Source organism: Enterobacter cloacae complex sp. 2024EL-00711 (genome assembly GCF_047529885.1).
In the GTDB taxonomy this organism is placed as follows: domain Bacteria; phylum Pseudomonadota; class Gammaproteobacteria; order Enterobacterales; family Enterobacteriaceae; genus Enterobacter; species Enterobacter ludwigii.
Genome location: NZ_JBLIZC010000001.1, coordinates 864352 through 881521 on the forward strand (window position 1 = coordinate 864352; position 17170 = coordinate 881521).

At 53.7% G+C, this 17170-nt stretch carries 17 protein-coding genes; 2 read left to right on the plus strand and 15 right to left on the minus strand.

Features of this window, described 5'->3' with window-relative positions:
• The first annotated feature begins 345 nt into the window (after positions 1 to 345).
• Complete coding sequence (gene fhuE, locus ACMVME_RS04265; RefSeq protein WP_050736638.1) at positions 346 to 2535, plus strand: ferric-rhodotorulic acid/ferric-coprogen receptor FhuE; 2190 nt, start codon at positions 346 to 348, stop codon at positions 2533 to 2535.
• A gap of 57 nt (positions 2536 to 2592) precedes the next feature.
• Here the strand turns inward: fhuE and ptsG are convergent, their stop codons facing one another.
• From ptsG to yceD, 14 genes are all read right to left on the minus strand, one after another.
• A complete protein-coding gene (gene ptsG / locus ACMVME_RS04270; RefSeq protein WP_014169582.1) occupies positions 2593 to 4026 on the minus strand; it encodes a PTS glucose transporter subunit IIBC in 1434 nt (477 codons plus the stop codon).
• 297 nt (positions 4027 to 4323) lie between these two features.
• Complete coding sequence (locus tag ACMVME_RS04275) at positions 4324 to 5118, minus strand: metal-dependent hydrolase (RefSeq protein ID WP_032677884.1); 795 nt, start codon at positions 5116 to 5118, stop codon at positions 4324 to 4326.
• 10 nt (positions 5119 to 5128) lie between these two features.
• Positions 5129 to 6133, minus strand: coding sequence for a DNA polymerase III subunit delta' (gene holB, locus ACMVME_RS04280; RefSeq protein WP_050736637.1), 1005 nt, complete (start codon positions 6131 to 6133; stop codon positions 5129 to 5131).
• Positions 6130 to 6771, minus strand: a complete 642-nt coding sequence (gene tmk, locus ACMVME_RS04285) for a dTMP kinase (RefSeq protein WP_014169579.1) — start codon at positions 6769 to 6771, stop codon at positions 6130 to 6132. The genes holB and tmk overlap by 4 nt, the downstream gene beginning before the upstream one ends.
• Entirely contained in the window at positions 6761 to 7783 is a 1023-nt protein-coding gene (yceG, locus tag ACMVME_RS04290) for a cell division protein YceG (RefSeq protein WP_020884666.1), read from the minus strand. The genes tmk and yceG overlap by 11 nt, the downstream gene beginning before the upstream one ends.
• 2 nt (positions 7784 to 7785) lie before the next feature.
• Positions 7786 to 8595, minus strand: a complete 810-nt coding sequence (gene pabC, locus ACMVME_RS04295) for an aminodeoxychorismate lyase (protein WP_050736636.1) — start codon at positions 8593 to 8595, stop codon at positions 7786 to 7788.
• A gap of 121 nt (positions 8596 to 8716) precedes the next feature.
• Positions 8717 to 9958, minus strand: a complete 1242-nt coding sequence (fabF, locus tag ACMVME_RS04300) for a beta-ketoacyl-ACP synthase II (protein ID WP_014169576.1) — start codon at positions 9956 to 9958, stop codon at positions 8717 to 8719.
• 89 nt (positions 9959 to 10047) lie between these two features.
• On the minus strand, positions 10048 to 10284 hold the full coding sequence (gene acpP, locus ACMVME_RS04305) for an acyl carrier protein (protein WP_003857954.1): 237 nt from the start codon (positions 10282 to 10284) through the stop codon (positions 10048 to 10050).
• A 154-nt stretch (positions 10285 to 10438) separates the two neighbouring features.
• Positions 10439 to 11173: a 3-oxoacyl-ACP reductase FabG gene (fabG, locus tag ACMVME_RS04310; protein ID WP_014169575.1), complete on the minus strand. Its 735-nt coding sequence runs from the start codon at positions 11171 to 11173 to the stop codon at positions 10439 to 10441.
• Between the two features lie 12 nt (positions 11174 to 11185).
• Positions 11186 to 12115, minus strand: a complete 930-nt coding sequence (fabD, locus tag ACMVME_RS04315) for an ACP S-malonyltransferase (RefSeq protein WP_014169574.1) — start codon at positions 12113 to 12115, stop codon at positions 11186 to 11188.
• Between the two features lie 15 nt (positions 12116 to 12130).
• The gene (locus ACMVME_RS04320) at positions 12131 to 13084 is read right to left on the minus strand and encodes a beta-ketoacyl-ACP synthase III (protein ID WP_068794504.1); all 954 of its coding nucleotides are present in this window, start codon (positions 13082 to 13084) and stop codon (positions 12131 to 12133) included.
• A 6-nt stretch (positions 13085 to 13090) separates the two neighbouring features.
• Positions 13091 to 14125 carry a phosphate acyltransferase PlsX gene (plsX, locus tag ACMVME_RS04325; protein WP_014169571.1) on the minus strand — a complete coding sequence of 345 codons (1035 nt, stop codon included), beginning with the start codon at positions 14123 to 14125 and terminating at the stop codon, positions 13091 to 13093.
• A gap of 80 nt (positions 14126 to 14205) precedes the next feature.
• Complete coding sequence (gene rpmF, locus ACMVME_RS04330) at positions 14206 to 14379, minus strand: 50S ribosomal protein L32 (protein WP_003857964.1); 174 nt, start codon at positions 14377 to 14379, stop codon at positions 14206 to 14208.
• A gap of 16 nt (positions 14380 to 14395) precedes the next feature.
• Positions 14396 to 14917 carry a 23S rRNA accumulation protein YceD gene (gene yceD, locus ACMVME_RS04335; protein WP_014169570.1) on the minus strand — a complete coding sequence of 174 codons (522 nt, stop codon included), beginning with the start codon at positions 14915 to 14917 and terminating at the stop codon, positions 14396 to 14398.
• Positions 14918 to 15057: 140 nt separating this feature from the next.
• On the opposite strand from yceD, the gene ACMVME_RS04340 reads away from it, so the two are divergent.
• On the plus strand, positions 15058 to 15642 hold the full coding sequence (locus ACMVME_RS04340) for a Maf family protein (protein ID WP_063156134.1): 585 nt from the start codon (positions 15058 to 15060) through the stop codon (positions 15640 to 15642).
• Between the two features lie 63 nt (positions 15643 to 15705).
• Here ACMVME_RS04340 and rluC read toward each other — a convergent pair whose 3' ends face one another.
• On the minus strand, positions 15706 to 16653 hold the full coding sequence (gene rluC, locus ACMVME_RS04345) for a 23S rRNA pseudouridine(955/2504/2580) synthase RluC (RefSeq protein ID WP_014169568.1): 948 nt from the start codon (positions 16651 to 16653) through the stop codon (positions 15706 to 15708).
• Between the last annotated feature and the right edge of the window lie 517 nt (positions 16654 to 17170).

Sequence of the window (17170 nt, forward strand, 5' to 3'; positions counted from 1 at the left end):
TTTCCTTTTTTGTTTAATCTGGCGTAGTGCGCCGCCATTAACACATTCTCAGTATTACTGTGTGACACAACACAAGAGTATGAGCGAGATTCTCCTGTCCTTTCAACCTTCTCCACCGATTTCTTTCCTGAATGTCCTCCAGCTGCCTGGAGAGTGAGCGCTGACGCGTCGCGATCGCCTGAAACATTATTTCAGTTCCTTTTGACACATCTGTTTACACCGTTAATCTCAATGCGTATATTTCGCATTTGCATTTTCATGCGCATTTTCAACATAGAAAACGACATCAGCCCGTACATGCGGGACTGATGCAGACCACCTTCACCATTCATTAAGGGTTTGATGATGTCTTTCATTACTCATACCAGGGATGGGCAACGCCAGCCTGTCGCAACACCTTCGTTGCTGACAGCCTGTATTGCTATGGCATTGATGCCAACCGTCAGTTTTGCCGCCTCCACGACCGAAGATACGGTAGTTGTGGAGGGTGGCTTTGATAACGTACAGGATCCCTCCAGCGGACAGGATCAGGACTACAGCGTAAAAACCACCACCACCGGGACCAAACTGTTACTTGTTCCCCGCGATATCCCCCAGTCCGTCAGCGTGATTAGCCAGCAGCGCATGGCAGATCAGAACCTGCAGTCAGTCGGCCAGGTGTTAACCAACACCACCGGCGTAACGGCCCAGGTGCAGGACAGCGACCGCACCGTATTTTACTCGCGCGGATTCTTCGTCAGTAATTATGCGTTCGATGACCTGCCGACCTCCATCAGCGAAGTATGGAACTTTGGCGACACCGCCGCCGACACCGCCATTTATGACCGTATAGAGGTGGTTCGCGGCGCTACCGGGCTGATGTCCGGCACCGGTAACCCATCCGCCTACGTCAATATGGTGCGCAAGCACGCAGACAGTAACGTATTCAAAGGGAACGTCTCCGCCAGCTACGGCAGCTGGGACAAGCAGCGCTATGTGCTGGATTTACAGGCCCCGCTGGTAGAATCCGGCAAGGTGCGCGGTCGTCTGATCACCGGTTACCAGGACAACGACAGCGCTGTGGATAACTACCACTACCGTAAAAAATTCCTCTATGGCGTGGTGGATGCCGACGTCACCGACAGCACGACCCTCTCCGTAGGCTATGAATACCAGGAAAGTCACACCGCCGATCCCACCTGGGGCGGGCTGCCAACCTGGTATAGCGACGGAAGCAAAACGCATTACGACCGCAGCCAGACCGTTGCGCCTGACTGGGCTTACTCGGATAAAGACAACACCCGTATCTTTGCCAACCTGACCCAACGTTTTGACAACGGCTGGGAAGCGCACATCAACGGCATGCATGCGGAAACCCATTTCGACAGCAAACTGATGTATATGTCAGGCTATCCGGATAAAGAGACCGGGGCAGGCATGGTCGGCTACGGCGGCTGGAACCGCGGTGAACGTAAGCAGGATGCCATCGACGCCTTCCTGCGTGGCGATTTCAGCCTTTTTGGTCGTCAGCATGAGATGATGTTTGGCGGGAGCTTCAGCCGCCAGCGTAACCATTACGATAACAGCATGCCGGATGCGTTATACGGTATGGTGGATGTGGGTAATTTTAAAAACTGGAATGGCACTATCGCCGACCCGCAGTGGACACCGTGGAAGCTCTATAGCCAGGACGACATTCGCCAGTCTTCGGCGTATACCTCGGCCCGATTCTCGCTGGCCGACCCGCTGCACCTGATCCTTGGCGCGCGTTACACCAACTATAACATTCGCTATAACCCGGCAGGCTCCCCGGATACCCGTCTGGAAAGTTCCAAAGATGACGTAACGCCTTATGCAGGACTGGTTTATGACATCAATGAAGACTGGTCGACCTATGTCAGCTACACCTCTATTTTCCAGCCACAGGACAAGCGTGACGCGAGCGGTCGTTACCTCGACCCTACGACCGGTAAGAGCTACGAAGCGGGGGTGAAAGCGGACTGGTTCAACACCCGCCTGACCACCTCACTGGCCGTTTTCCGTATTGAACAGGATAACGTGGCGAGCAATACCTACACCTATATGCCGAGCGGTGAATCTATTTATGAATCACTGGATGGCGTGGTCAGCAAAGGGATTGAATTTGAGCTAAACGGTGCACTGACCGACAACTGGCAGTTAACCTTCGGGGCGACACGGTTTATTGCAGAAGATAAGCGCGGGAATGCCATCAGTTCCGATCAGCCACGTACGACCATGAAGCTGTTTACCCGTTATCAATTGCCTATGCTGCCGGAACTGGCGGTGGGCGGCGGGGTGAACTGGCAGAATAAAGTGTGGACGGATGTGGAGGGTGGCCCGGCAGGCCAGTCCCGTGCAGAACAGGGCAGCTATGCGCTGGTGAATCTCTTCAGCCGTTATCAGGTCACCAGGGATCTGGCCTTGCAGGCCAACGTTAACAACCTGTTTGATAAAAAATACTACGACTACGTCGGGTCATACGTTGTCTATGGCGCGCCGCTGAACGTCTCCGTCAGCGCGAATTACTCTTTTTAAGTTTCTACCCATAAAAAAGGCAGCCATTCGGCTGCCTTAGTCTCCCCAGGTCACAGCTTAGCTGTTGCGGATGTACTCATCCATTTCGGTTTTCAGGTTATCGGATTTAGTCCCGAAGATTGCCTGAACGCCCGAACCAGCAACAACAACCCCTGCTGCACCCAGTTTTTTCAGACCCGGCTGGTCTACTTTCGCGACGTCGGCAACGCTAACACGCAGACGAGTGATGCACGCGTCCAGGTTAGTGATGTTTTCTTTCCCGCCGAATGCGGCAACCAGAGCCGGAGCCATTTCGCTTGTCGCGGTGGCTTTGCTGTCTTCTGACGCATCTTCACGACCTGGTGTTTTCAGGTCCAGTGCTTTGATCAGCACGCGGAAGATGGTGTAGTAAACAACGGCATAGCACGCACCAACGATTGGGAACAGCCACAGTTTGCTGCTGTTACCGGACAGAACGATGAAGTCGATCAGGCCGTGAGAGAAGGACGTACCGTCACGCATACCCAGCAGGATACAGATTGGGAACGCCAGACCCGCCAGAACCGCATGAATGATGTACAGGATCGGCGCAACGAACATGAAGGAGAACTCGATCGGCTCGGTGATACCGGTCAGGAACGAGGTCAACGCTGCGGAGATCATGATACCGCCCACTTTTGCACGGTTCTCTGGTTTAGCAGAGTGCCAGATAGCAATTGCCGCTGCCGGCAGACCGTACATTTTGAACAGGAAGCCACCAGACAGTTTACCTGCAGTTGGGTCACCCGCCATGTAACGTGGGATATCACCGTGGAATACCTGACCTGCTGCGTTGGTGAATTCACCAATCTGCATCTGGAATGGAACGTTCCAGATGTGGTGCAGACCAAATGGTACCAGGCAACGCTCGATGAAGCCGTAGATACCAAACGCTACAACCGGGTTCTGATAAGCAGCCCACTGAGAGAAGGTCTGGATAGCGGAACCGATTGGTGGCCAGATGAAGGACAGGATCACGCCAGTGAAAATCGCTGCCAGACCAGAAATAATCGGAACAAAACGCTTGCCCGCGAAGAAGCCCAGATACTCAGGCAGCTTGATGCGATAGAAGCGGTTGAACATGTACGCTGCAATCGCACCGGAGATGATACCGCCCAGAACACCGGTGTCTGCCAGGTGTTTCGCAGCGATCTCTTCTGCCGGTAAATGCAGAACCAGTGGCGCAACCACTGCCATGGTTTTCACCATGATGCCGTAGGCAACAACTGCAGCCAGCGCAGAAACGCCGTCGTTATTGGTGAAGCCCAGCGCCACACCGATAGCGAAGATCAGAGGCATGTTAGCAAAGACGGAACCGCCTGCTTCGGCCATCACGTGGGAAACTACGGCTGGCAGCCAGCTGAAGTTAGCAGAACCGACACCCAGCAGGATACCTGCGATAGGCAGTACGGATACTGGCAGCATCAGCGATTTACCGACCTTTTGCAGGTTAGCAAATGCATTCTTAAACATAATTGAGAGTGCTCCTGAGTATTTGTGCTTTTTTTACGCTTTCACGCATTGGCCCGGGGGGAGTACCGTGCCGTGGACAGGACATCTAAGCGCCCTTTATTTATTACACAGAGTAAAATAATTCCCTCTGAGTTTGTTTGACGGCTATCACGTTTCAGCTTAAGACGGTCGAAAAACTTTCAGTTATTTACAAAAAGCATTTCTGGATGTGTCTAAATACACCTTCACCGCCCCAAATGAGGCGGTGAACTTTACTCGTTTTATGTATTAATTACGAGCCTAAAAAAAACAGGCGTATCAAACAGATTGCAGGCGGGCGGGGTCGATATGGAACAGCGTAGAGAAGTTGTCCGTCGTGACGCGGGCCAGCTCTTCAATGCTGACGCCTTTAAGCACGGCCATGTACTCGGCTACGTCTCTCGTCATGGCTGGCTGATTTTCTTTACCGCGATGCGGCACCGGTGCCAGATACGGAGAGTCTGTTTCCACGAGGATGCGATCGAGCGGAACATAGCGTGCAGCCTCGCGGAGTTGCTCAGCGTTACGGAACGTCACGATCCCCGAAAACGAGATATAAAACCCTAAATCAAGCAGTTTACCCGCTGTTTCTCTGTCTTCTGTGAAACAGTGTAGTACGCCACCGCAATCCGTCACCTTTTCTTCCTTCAGGATCGCCAGCGTATCGGCGCGCGCATCACGGGTATGGACAATCACCGGCTTGTTGAGCTCGCGACCAATGCGAATATGATGGCGGAAGGACGCTTGCTGGCGCGGTTTCGTTTCCGGCGTGTAGTAGTAATCCAGCCCGGTTTCCCCCATCGCCACGACGCCCTCTTCTGCGGCCAGCCGGCGCAGTTCCTCAACGTCGTATTCTTCATCCTGATTGAGCGGATGCACACCACAGGAGAAAACAACGTTCTCCCGCTCGCCCACCAGCTCACGCATGCCGCGATACCCCGGTAACGTTGTCGCCACGGCAAGGCAAAACTTCACATCACGGGCAGCGGCTTTGGCCAGCACGTCGTCCACGTTTTTATGCAGGGATTGATAATCCAGGCCATCAAGATGGCAGTGTGAGTCGACTAAAAACATAATGTCTCTCTCAGAGATGGGAAACAGGCGCTGTCACGCCTGGTTGCAGGTAATGTTCGATACGCAGCAACTGGTCGGTCAGTAAAAGCTCGCGATTAAGACCGGTCACTGTTAAAAGCTGTTCACGACTCTGACAGATATCGTGAAGGATAGCGTGTAATGATGCTCCTGACAGGCTGTTTGCCAGCGTGTTAACCAGCGGCCAGACGTCCGGGTTGGTCAGTAGCGTTGCTCCTTGCTGGAGTTTGAGCGCATCCAGAAGTAAGGAAGCCAGCCAGTGCAGACGTTCCGCGGCCTGCTCGCCGTTAAGCACAGGCAATAAACTTAGCCAGTCGCGGCTGGTGATGGAAGACTCAACGGCCCGGCAGAGCGCGTCTCGCTGTGACCAGACCTCTGGCTGCAGTAATGCCAGCGCCGCCGCGGGCGCACCACTGCTCAGGCGCAGCGCAGAGAGCGCCCCTTCCTGTGACGTTGTCACTTCTCGTTCAAGCCAGCTCAGCGCCCATGATTCCTGAGGCACCGCGAGGTGATGAAGACGACAACGGCTGCGCAGCGTTGCCAGCAAACGCCCCGGGTCACGACAGGAGAGAAGGAACCACGTTTTCTCCGGCGGTTCTTCCAGCGTTTTAAGCAGCGCATTCGCCGCCGCCTCGGTAAGCTGTGCTGCGTCTTTGAGCCAGACGACTTTTGCGCCGCTGAGCCGCGCATGTTCGTACAATTTTTCACTGACTTCACGCACGGCATCAATACCGAGCGCGCTTTTGCCCTTCTCAGGCTCGAGCGTGTAATAGTCAGGGTGCGTGCCCGCCTGCATTAACTGGCAGCCACGGCATTTACCACAGCTTTTATGGCCTTGCGGCTGCTGACACATCAGGAAGCGGGTGATGGCGTAAATCAATGCATCATCCCCCATTCCCGGCAGTGCCTGAATCAGTAACGCATGATGCCCCCGACCAGCCTGATAGCTTTCGATCAGGTTTTCAAAATGCGGGCGCAACCATGGGTACCATTTCATGCCTGTTGCTCCTGTAGCCACTGCGTAACCGTCTTCTGAATTGCGCGGGTGACCTCTTCCAGGGATTGCGTCGCATCAATGGTGCGAATACTGCCATCCTGATCCGCCAGTTCCAGATAGCGCGCGCGGGTACGGTTAAAGAAATCAAGCGACTCCTGCTCAATGCGGTCCAGCTCACCGCGAGCACGGGCGCGCTTGAGACCCACTTCCGGCGTCACATCCAGATAGAGCGTCAGGTCAGGGCGAAAATCACCCAGCACCGCATCGCGCAGCGTGGCCAGCATCGTCTGGTCAATACCACGTCCACCGCCCTGATAAGCCTGGGTCGACAGGTCATGACGATCGCCAATTACCCACTTGCCATTAGCCAGGGCCGGTTTAATGACCGTCTCCACCAGCTGCACGCGCGCCGCGTAGAACATCAATACTTCGGCTTTATCTGTGATGACCTCGTCACCTACGGATTTGATATCCAGCACCAGGCTTCGCAGCTTTTCGGCCAGTTGCGTACCGCCGGGCTCGCGGGTAAATACCATGTCCGCAACGCCAAGCGATTTGAGCGTATCCACCACCACGTTGCGGGCCGTGGTTTTACCCGCCCCTTCGAGTCCCTCAATGACAATATATTTACTGCGCATTTTTTTCCTTAAGTGCCTTCAGATAGTCCTGAACGGAGCGATTGTGGCTGGCAAGGTTGGTGTTAAAGGTATGCCCCCCTTTTCCATCAGCCACAAAATAGAGATACGGTGTTTTAGCAGGATGCGCAGCCGCACGCAGGGAAGCCTCGCTCGGCGTGGCAATCGGGCCCGGCGGCAGACCGCTAATCACGTAGGTATTATACGCCGTTGGCGTCTCCAGATCTTTTCTTGAAATCTTACCGGTATAACTCTCGCCCATTCCGTAGATGACGGTGGGGTCCGTTTGCAGACGCATGCCGATACGCAGGCGGTTAATGAAGACCGATGCCACCTGATCGCGTTCGGCGGCGACGGCCGTCTCTTTCTCAATAATTGAGGCCATCGTGACAAACTGGTTTTGATCTTTGTATGGCAGACCGTCCATGCGACCTTCCCAGGCGGAATCGACGGCTGCAACCATCTTTTTATGCGCCCGCTTAAGGATAGCTACATCGGTCGTGCCTGCGGTGTACATCCATGTGTCTGGCCAGAACCAGCCTTCCACCCACTCAGGGTGTTCAAATTTCAGTACCTCGGCCACCGTCTGATAGCGGTCATCTTTCAGGGTATGCTTAATGTACGGAGCATCGCGCAGCTGCTCGAGATAATCGCTCAGGCGCATCCCCTCAACAAAACGCAGCGGGAACTGCGCTTCTTTACCGCTTTCCAGCAGCTGAAGCATCTCTTTGACGGTCATCCCCGGCGTAAAGCGATAGGTACCGGCTTTGAAATGAGACAGTTCAGGCTCGATACGTAACAGCCACTGAAACACGCGCGGACGGTTAATGATCTTGTCGCCATAAAGCTGTTCGCCAAGCGCCAGGCGGCCCGTCCCCGCTTTCAGGGTAAAAATCGTCTCGTCTTTAATCAGGATCTTACTGTTCGCCAGCTGACGAACTTTCCACACTCCCGCTCCGCCGGCAAGACCCAGCGCAACGATAAGGAGGAGGACAAAGCGCAACATTTTCTTCATGACTATCGGGTTTGCTCACATATCGGGGCTAAAAACTGAAACAGCTCGCGCGAGGACAAGCTGTATTGACCATACGCGCGGACGGGTACAACCGGCATCAGCGCATTACAGATGATAATTTCATCAGCCTGGTGCAGCGCCTCTTCTCTCGCGCTCACTTCGACAACGCGAAAGCCAGAGTGTGCCAGCTGCTGCAAACAAAACTGACGCATAATCCCGTTGACGCCGGCCTGCTCGAGCGACGGCGTATAAACATCGTTCCCCTGCCGCCAGAGTAAATTAGCCGCACAGCATTCCGTAATAAACCCTTCGCTGTCAAGAACCAGCGCCTCATCAGCGTCCGTCTGTTCAAGATGAGTGCGAATCAGTACCTGTTCAAGGCGATTGAGGTGTTTTATACCGGCAAGCATGGGGTTTCGCCCCAGACGTACCGGGCTGAGCGTCAGCGTAACGCCCTCTTCACGCCAGCGCGGATAATGAGCAGGACAGGCAGACACCGAAAGGATCCGCGTTGGGTGCTGGCAAGCTGAACCGCTGTATCCCCGGCCACCGCTGCCGCGGCTGATAATCACCTTCAGAACACCGCTTTGCTTCCCGGCCGCCAGATGGCACATCTCCTGACGCAATGTGTCCCAGTGCGTGAAGGGGATCATCAAGGCTTCACAACCCTGCTGAAGACGACGAAGGTGCGCCTCGAGCAGGCAGACATTGCCGTCGAGAATGCGCGCTGTCGTAAAGCAGCCATCACCAAACTGAGTTGCCCTGTCACCAGCAGGCAGCGTGTTTTGCTCAAGGCCATTGATTAAAAACATGGTGGCTCCTTATGCGTGGGCATTTAGTCTGGCAGGATGCCATGCAGCCGACAAGAAGATTAGGCTTAATAAAAAAGGCCCGACAAGCGGACCTTTTTTTATCGCCATGATGCAGTCAGGCTCAGATCTTTTTGAAGATCAGTGAACCGTTAGTACCACCAAAGCCGAAGGAGTTACACAGGGTGTACTCCATACCACTTACCTGACGCGCTTCGTGAGGAACGAAGTCCAGGTCACAACCTTCATCCGGATTATCCAGGTTGATGGTTGGCGGAACAGCCTGATCGCGCAGCGCAAGGATAGAGTAGATAGACTCTACTGCACCCGCCGCACCCAACAGGTGACCGGTCATGGATTTCGTGGAGCTCACCAGCACGCGGCTGGCGTATTCGCCGAAGATAGACTTAACAGCCTGAGCTTCTGCTTTATCGCCTGCAGGCGTAGAAGTACCGTGCGCGTTAACGTAACCAATGTGCTCCGGGGTAAGACCCGCGTCGCGAATCGCGTTGGCCATTGCCTGCGCGGCGCCCGCACCATTTTCTGGTGGTGACGTCATGTGGTATGCATCGCTGCTCATCCCGAAGCCGACAACTTCAGCATAAATCTTCGCGCCACGTTTTTTAGCATGTTCGTACTCTTCAAGTACGATCATACCCGCACCGTCACCCAGCACGAAACCGTCACGGTCTTTGTCCCACGGACGGCTTGCTGCCTGCGGGTTATCGTTGCGGGTAGACAGCGCACGCGCTGCACCAAAGCCACCCACTCCCAGCGGAGTACTGGCTTTTTCCGCACCGCCCGCAACCATAGCATCTGCATCGCCGTACGCAATCATGCGCGCGGCCTGGCCGATGTTATGCACGCCAGAGGTACATGCGGTAGCGATAGAAATGCTTGGCCCACGCAGGCCGAACATGATGGTCAGATGACCTGCCACCATATTAACAATCGTGGACGGAACGAAGAACGGGCTGATTTTACGCGGGCCGCCATTCATCAGAGATGTATGGTTTTCCTCGATCAGACCCAGACCGCCAATCCCGGAACCGATAGCGGCACCGATACGGGTTGCGTTCTCTTCCGTAATTTCAAGGCCAGAATCCTGCATGGCCTGAACGCCAGCGACAATTCCATATTGAATGAAGGCATCCATCTTGCGCTGTTCTTTGCGCGAGATGATCTCTTCACAGTTAAAATCCTTTACTAAGCCAGCAAATTTCGTTGCATAGGCGCTAGTATCGAAATGGTCGATTAGGCTGATGCCGCTCTGACCGGCAAGGAGAGCTTTCCAGGTGGACTCTACGGTATTGCCGACAGGAGACAACATGCCAAGTCCGGTCACAACTACACGACGCTTAGACACGTTTGTCCTCCAGGGAGGGATAAAAAAGGGATTCGTGGGACAAAAAAGATAAAACTCAGGCGGTCGAATGACCGCCTGGAGATGTTCACTTACGCCTGGTGACCGTTGATGTAATCAATGGCAGCCTGAACGGTGGTGATCTTCTCAGCTTCTTCGTCCGGAATCTCAGTATCAAACTCTTCTTCCAGAGCCATTACCAGCTCAACGGTGTCAAGAGAATCTGCGCCCAGGTCTTCAACGAAGGAAGCGGAGTTCACAACTTCTTCCTGCTTAACGCCCAGCTGTTCGCCGATAATTTTCTTAACGCGTTCTTCGATAGTGCTCATACTCTTAAATTTCCTATCAAAACTCGCTTTCGCGATGGTTTTCGTAGTGTATAAAATGTTGAAAAATTTGCAACTAAATCCCGGCAGTTCTTACCACGATTTTACGTTATTTTGAGGCCATTCGCCCTAATAACGCAAATATTTTTCATCGTGATTAAACCATGTACATCCCGCCGTTGACGTGGAGGGTCTCACCAGTGATGTAACCCGCTTCGTCAGAGGCTAAAAATGCAACCGCGCTGGCAATTTCTTTAGGGTCGCCTAAGCGGCCCGCTGGAACAGCTGCCAGCGTACCCGCACGCTGCTCATCAGTTAGCGCACGCGTCATGTCCGTTTCAATAAAGCCCGGAGCAACAACGTTTACAGTAATACCGCGGGACGCAACTTCACGTGCCAGCGACTTACTGAAACCGATCAGACCTGCTTTCGCCGCAGCGTAGTTAGCCTGACCAGCATTTCCCATGGTACCAACCACAGAACCGACAGTGATAATACGACCATGACGCTTTTTCATCATAGCGCGCATTACCGCTTTTGACAGACGGAATACAGATGACAGGTTGGTTTCGATGATATCGTTCCACTCGTCGTCTTTCATTCGCATTAACAGGTTATCACGAGTGATCCCGGCATTATTTACCAGAATATCCACTTCGCCAAATTCTGCGCGAATATTTTCCAGAACAGATTCGATAGATGCAGGTTCGGTCACATTCAGAACCAGACCTTTACCGTTCGCACCCAGATACTCGCTGATGGCCTTAGCGCCATTCTCGCTGGTTGCTGTACCAATCACTTTCGCGCCGCGCGCAACCAGTGTTTCAGCAATTGCACGCCCGATACCGCGGCTTGCGCCAGTGACCAGGGCAATTTTTCCTTCAAAACTCATGGTATTCCTCTTTTATTGCGAGAGTGCCGCTGACATCGCGTCCGGCTCGTTAATTGCCGAAGCAGTCAGGGTGTCAACAATACGTTTTGTCAGACCGGTGAGGACTTTACCTGGGCCGACTTCATACAGATGCTCAACGCCCTGAGAGGCCATAAACTCAACGGTTTTGGTCCACTGTACCGGGCTGTAGAGCTGGCGAACCAGCGCATCACGGATAGCGTCCGGCGAGGTTTCGCATTTCACATCGACGTTGTTCACAACGGAAATTGTCGGTGTGTTAAAAGTAATTTTTTCAAGCTCAACGGCCAGTTTATCGGCAGCAGGTTTCATCAGTGCGCAGTGGGACGGTACGCTGACGGGCAGCGGCAGAGCGCGTTTCGCCCCTGCAGCTTTACAGGCTGCACCAGCACGTTCAACCGCGTCTTTATGACCGGCGATAACCACCTGGCCTGGCGAGTTGAAGTTAACGGGAGACACCACCTGACCTTCAGCGGATTCTTCACACGCTTTTGCAATCGCAGCATCATCGAGGCCGATGATAGCAGACATGCCACCGGTGCCTTCAGGTACTGCTTCCTGCATGAACTTACCGCGCAGCTCAACCAGACGCACCGCGTCAGCAAACGCGATAACACCGGCACACACCAGCGCAGAGTATTCACCCAGGCTATGGCCCGCGAGCAGCGCTGGCGCTTTACCGCCCTGCTGCTGCCAGACACGCCACAGCGCAACGGATGCCGTCAACAGCGCTGGCTGAGTCTGCCAGGTTTTGTTCAGCTCTTCGGCTGGTCCCTGTTGGGTCAGCGCCCACAAATCATAACCCAGCGCAGCGGAAGCTTCACGGAAAGTCTCTTCGATAACCGGATACTTTGCTGCCATTTCAGACAACATCCCAACGGCCTGAGAACCCTGGCCCGGGAACACAAAAGCAAATTGCGTCATTATTTAATCCTTATACTAGAAACGAACCAGCGCGGAACCCCAGGTGAACCCGCCACCAAAGGCTTCAAGCAAGACCAACTGGCCCCGTTTGATTCGTCCGTCACGTACCGCTTCATCAAATGCGCACGGTACTGACGCCGCAGAGGTATTGCCGTGACGATCCAGCGTCACCACAACGTTATCCATCGACATGCCCAGCTTTTTAGCGGTCGCGCTGATGATACGCAGGTTTGCCTGATGTGGCACCAGCCAGTTGAGTGCGGAGCGGTCAAGGTTATTCGCTTCCAGCGTTTCATCGACAATGTGCGCAAGCTCAGTCACCGCCACCTTGAACACCTCATTACCCGCCATCGTCAGGTAAATAGCGTTATCCGGATTAACGCGATCGGCGTTAGGCAGGGTCAGTAATTCGCCATAGCTGCCATCGGCATGCAGATGCGTAGAGATGATGCCCGGCTCTTCGGACTGACCGAGCAGTACCGCGCCCGCACCATCACCAAAAATAATGATCGTCCCACGATCGGTTGGATCGCAGGTACGTGCCAGCACGTCAGCACCGATGACCAGCGCATATTTCACGGCACCGGATTTAACATACTGATCGGCAACGCTCAGCGCATAGGTGAACCCTGCGCACGCTGCGGCAACGTCAAATGCCGGGCAGCCTTTAATGCCGAGCATGTTTTGCACCTGGCACGCTGCGCTTGGGAAGGCATGCGTGGCAGAGGTCGTGGCAACCACGATCAAGCCAATCTGATCTTTATCAATGCCCGCCATTTCGATAGCACGCTGCGCGGCTTCGTAACCCATGGTCGAAACGGTTTCGTCTGGCGCGGCAATACGACGTTCACGGATACCTGTGCGCGTGACAATCCACTCGTCAGACGTATCTACCATTTTTTCAAGATCGGCGTTGGTACGCACGTGTTTTGGCAGGTAGCTGCCGGTACCTAAAATCTTCGTATACATGTACGCTCAGTCACTTTTAGCTAATACAGATTCCAGGCGAGCGGCAATCCGCTGAGGGACTTGTCGCTGCACCGCCTGCACTGCCTGTTCAATGGCGACAGTAAATGCTCGCTGATTGGCGGCACCATGACTCTTAATCACGATGCCGCGCAATCCTAACAGACAGGCGCCATTATACTGGTCGGGGTTGAGGTGACTGAATCGCCGCGTCAGGCTTTTTTGTAACCAACGCTTTAATAAAATCAACCACCAGGCGCTTTTTTTGCCTTCTCCCTGCGATTTAAGCAGTGAGAGAAACATTCGCACGACCCCTTCCATGGTCTTCAACGTTACGTTTCCGGTGAAGCCATCACACACCAGAACATCCGTTTTCCCCGTCAGCAACTCATTGGCTTCGAGATAACCAATATAGTTGATGGAGGGAACCTGTTTGAGCAATTCGGCAGCTTCGCGAATGCTGTCCAGGCCTTTGGTCTCTTCTTCACCGATGTTCAATAACGCAACACGGGGATTGTTTATCCCGACCACTTCTTCTGCCAGCACCGACCCCATCACGGCAAACTGAGCCAGCATTGTACTATCACAATCGACGTTAGCACCCAAATCGAGCACCACGGTCTTGCCCTTCTGCTGATGCGGTAATACCGTCACCAGCGCCGGACGCTCAATACCTTCAATAGGTTTGAGCAACAATTTCGACAGCCCCATCAGCGCGCCGGTATTTCCCGCACTGACGCAAGCCTCCGCGCGTCCTTCCTTCACCAGCTCCAGCGCCATTCGCATAGAACTGCCCCGGCTATTGCGAATCGCCTGCGATGGACGTGCATCACTGGCAATAACTGACTGCGCAGGAATAATCTGCAGACGCGAACGTTGTTCGAAGTCAGCTTTTGCAAGTAATGGCGTGATTGTGTCGGGATTGCCGACTAAAAGAAGTGTGAGTTGCGAATTAGAATTCAGTGCCTGCAAAGCTGCAGGCACTGTCACGGAAGGGCCAAAATCCCCTCCCATGACATCTAACGCCAGGGTTAGACGTGTCAAGGTATCGTCACAGCCTGGTTCGGTAAATTCCCCGTTTGCACGGGGAAATCCTCACTAAGCCTAATCACGCTGACGCGTGATTACTTAGTGATAACCTTGCGGCCGCGGTAGAAACCGTCAGCGGTGATGTGGTGACGCAGGTGTTTCTCACCAGAAGTCTTGTCTACAGACAGGCTGGTAACTGCAGTCAGCGCGTCATGGGAACGACGCATGCCACGTTTGGAACGGGTTGGTTTATTCTGTTGTACGGCCATGGACCTTACTCCTCAATTACTTACGCTTTAAGCTGGCTAATACGGCAAATGGGTTTGGTTTTTGCGCTTCATCAGGCAGTTCCCCAAAGACCATGTCCGCCTCGGACACTTCACAGTGTTCAGATTCATGCACCGGAACGACTGGCAAGGAGAGGATGATTTCATCTTCAACCAGAGCCAGAAGATCGATTTCACCGAATTCATTAACTTCAATCGGTTCATACGCTTCCGGGAGTGCTTCAGCCTGTTCGTCAGAACGGACCGGACTGAAACAATACGTTGTGTGAACATGCTGTACAAACGGTTTCCCGCAACGCTGACATTCGAGGGTTACCGTCACCTTTGCATCACCGGTTAAAACGGCGAGACGCTGGTTATCGATAGCGAACGACATGGAGCATTCTACATCACTGTCCACACTGACTACGGATTCGGCGACACGCTCAGCCTGATCGGAAGTATAAATACCTTCGTAATCGAGGCGTTTTTGAGCCGTGCGAACCGGATCAAGAGTCAGGGGTAATTTTACCTTTTGCATAGGGCGCGCATATTAACTTTGTAACGTCATATAGTCAAAGAAAAAGGCAACCACAGCTGCCTTTTGCCAATTATTCGCACACATTGCGGCCTGTAGTTTAAAATGGCTGGCATCGATACGCTATATCTGGTGATAAAAATATGCCAAATCTCGTTCTTGCCTCCACCTCACCCTACCGCCGAATGTTGCTGGAAAAGCTCGGGATCCCGTTTGAATGCGCGGCGCCGGAAGTTGACGAGACGCCGCAGGCGGGCGAATCACCACGTCACCTGGTCACCCGTCTTGCGAAGGAGAAAGCGCAATCACTTGCCGCACGCTACCCTTCGCATTTGATTATAGGCTCCGATCAGGTTTGTGTGCTGGACGGTGTTATCACCGGAAAGCCGCACACTGAAGCGAATGCCTGCCAGCAGCTTATGCAAGCGCGGGGCAATATCGTCACCTTTTATACGGGTCTGGCGCTCTACAACTCCGCCTCGGGTCACCTGCAAACCGAATGCGAACCTTTCGACGTCCATTTTCGCCATCTTAGCGAGCAGGAAATCGCCGACTATGTGCGCCGGGAGCGACCGCTCAATTGCGCCGGAAGCTTCAAAAGCGAAGGTCTGGGGATTGCCCTGTTCGACAAGCTGGACGGACGTGACCCGAACACACTGGTCGGGTTGCCGCTGATAGCATTGTGCCAGATGCTCAGACGCGAGGAGTGTAATCCACTGAAGATGTGAGTATTACGGTTGATGCATTACTTACCGGCCTGAGAGACCTCAGGCCGGTAAGTGCCGGCCAAATCAGCCGCGCAGCACCTTCAGGCAGCGTTTTAACTGCTCATCAAGGGGGGCTTCAATGCGAATTGTTTCGCCGGTATTCGGGTGAGTGAACGTCAGTGCCGCCGCATGCAGGAACAGGCGTGACAACCCGGTGCCCGCCAGCTGCTTATCAAACTCCCTGTCACCATAGCGGTCATCAAATGCGATCGGATGACCGGCATACTGCGTATGTACGCGGATCTGGTGGGTACGGCCGGTTACCGGGCTGCAGCGCACCAGCGTGGCGAACGCATAGCGCTCTTCCACTTTGAAACGCGTCTCAGACGGCTTCCCTTCCTGATTCACACGGACAATGCGCTCACCGCTTTGCAAAATATTCTTCAGCAAAGGTGCCTGCACCGCCTTAACGTGGGACTGCCAGTGGCCACGAACCAGCGCCAGATAATCCTTCTGCATCCCTTTTTCACGCAGCTGCTCATGCAGGGAACGCAGGGCAGAACGTTTTTTTGCGACCAGCAGCACGCCGGAGGTATCGCGATCGAGACGGTGAACCAGTTCAAGGAAACGGGCTTCAGGGCGCAGCGCACGCAGGCCTTCAATCACGCCAAAGCTGAGACCACTCCCCCCATGGACAGCGGTACCTGACGGTTTATTCAGCACCAGGATATGATCATCCTCATAAAGGATAACGTCACTCAGGGCGGCCACTTTCTGCAACCTGGGTGAAACGACCTCTTCTTCGCGTTCCGCAACACGGACCGGCGGGATACGCACTTCATCACCGGCTTCGAGTTTGTACTCAGGCTTCACGCGTTTTTTGTTAACCCGCACTTCACCCTTGCGCAGGATGCGGTAAATCATGCTCTTTGGCACGCCTTTGAGTTGGGTGCGCAAAAAGTTATCGATACGTTGCCCCGCGTCGTCTTCCGCGATGGCAACCATTTTTACGGCTGGAGTCTCTGTTTTCATGGTTGGCGATTCTAAATATCGTCAGCCATTAGCGCCACTCATTTTTCTATGCTTATATTTACTTTTATCCGGCCTGTTCCCTGTTTCACGCAATCGATTTGGTGGTTATTAAACCAATCACCGCCTTGAAGTGAAGAAACTGTGAGTAACCGGGTGATAATTGGTAAAAGTCATCTTGCTATAACCCGGCGAGCAGTGGAATAATGAACTCGTTTTCCGTGTTAAATCCTGGTTAAGTAAGGATCTCGACGGAATGACCAATTTTGTCTGACCGATCATCCACGCAGCAATGGCGTAAGACGTATTGATCTTTCAGGCAGTTAGCGGGCTGCGGGTTGCAGTACTTCCCGGTATAAGGATTGTTCTCTGGAGAGTTCTACCCAGGCAATTCCCCTGATAATTGCGCTGTGTTTCCGTATGAAATACAGGCAACCGACACTCTGCGCCTCTTAAGCGAGCGACAACCGTGAGGTTGGCGACGTGAATAGACACGAGGCCATCGGTTCATACCCCGGAA

What these genes read in the sequence shown, in the direction of transcription:
- fhuE (WP_050736638.1), top strand. Translation starts at nt 346, where the DNA reads ATGTCTTTCATTACTCATACCAGGGATGGGCAACGCCAGCCTGTCGCA.
- ptsG (WP_014169582.1), bottom strand. Translation starts at nt 4,026, where the DNA reads ATGTTTAAGAATGCATTTGCTAACCTGCAAAAGGTCGGTAAATCGCTG.
- ACMVME_RS04275 (WP_032677884.1), bottom strand. Translation starts at nt 5,118, where the DNA reads ATGTTTTTAGTCGACTCACACTGCCATCTTGATGGCCTGGATTATCAA.
- holB (WP_050736637.1), bottom strand. Translation starts at nt 6,133, where the DNA reads ATGAAATGGTACCCATGGTTGCGCCCGCATTTTGAAAACCTGATCGAA.
- tmk (WP_014169579.1), bottom strand. Translation starts at nt 6,771, where the DNA reads ATGCGCAGTAAATATATTGTCATTGAGGGACTCGAAGGGGCGGGTAAA.
- yceG (WP_020884666.1), bottom strand. Translation starts at nt 7,783, where the DNA reads ATGAAGAAAATGTTGCGCTTTGTCCTCCTCCTTATCGTTGCGCTGGGT.
- pabC (WP_050736636.1), bottom strand. Translation starts at nt 8,595, where the DNA reads ATGTTTTTAATCAATGGCCTTGAGCAAAACACGCTGCCTGCTGGTGAC.
- acpP (WP_003857954.1), bottom strand. Translation starts at nt 10,284, where the DNA reads ATGAGCACTATCGAAGAACGCGTTAAGAAAATTATCGGCGAACAGCTG.
- fabG (WP_014169575.1), bottom strand. Translation starts at nt 11,173, where the DNA reads ATGAGTTTTGAAGGAAAAATTGCCCTGGTCACTGGCGCAAGCCGCGGT.
- fabD (WP_014169574.1), bottom strand. Translation starts at nt 12,115, where the DNA reads ATGACGCAATTTGCTTTTGTGTTCCCGGGCCAGGGTTCTCAGGCCGTT.
- ACMVME_RS04320 (WP_068794504.1), bottom strand. Translation starts at nt 13,084, where the DNA reads ATGTATACGAAGATTTTAGGTACCGGCAGCTACCTGCCAAAACACGTG.
- rpmF (WP_003857964.1), bottom strand. Translation starts at nt 14,379, where the DNA reads ATGGCCGTACAACAGAATAAACCAACCCGTTCCAAACGTGGCATGCGT.
- yceD (WP_014169570.1), bottom strand. Translation starts at nt 14,917, where the DNA reads ATGCAAAAGGTAAAATTACCCCTGACTCTTGATCCGGTTCGCACGGCT.
- ACMVME_RS04340 (WP_063156134.1), top strand. Translation starts at nt 15,058, where the DNA reads ATGCCAAATCTCGTTCTTGCCTCCACCTCACCCTACCGCCGAATGTTG.
- rluC (WP_014169568.1), bottom strand. Translation starts at nt 16,653, where the DNA reads ATGAAAACAGAGACTCCAGCCGTAAAAATGGTTGCCATCGCGGAAGAC.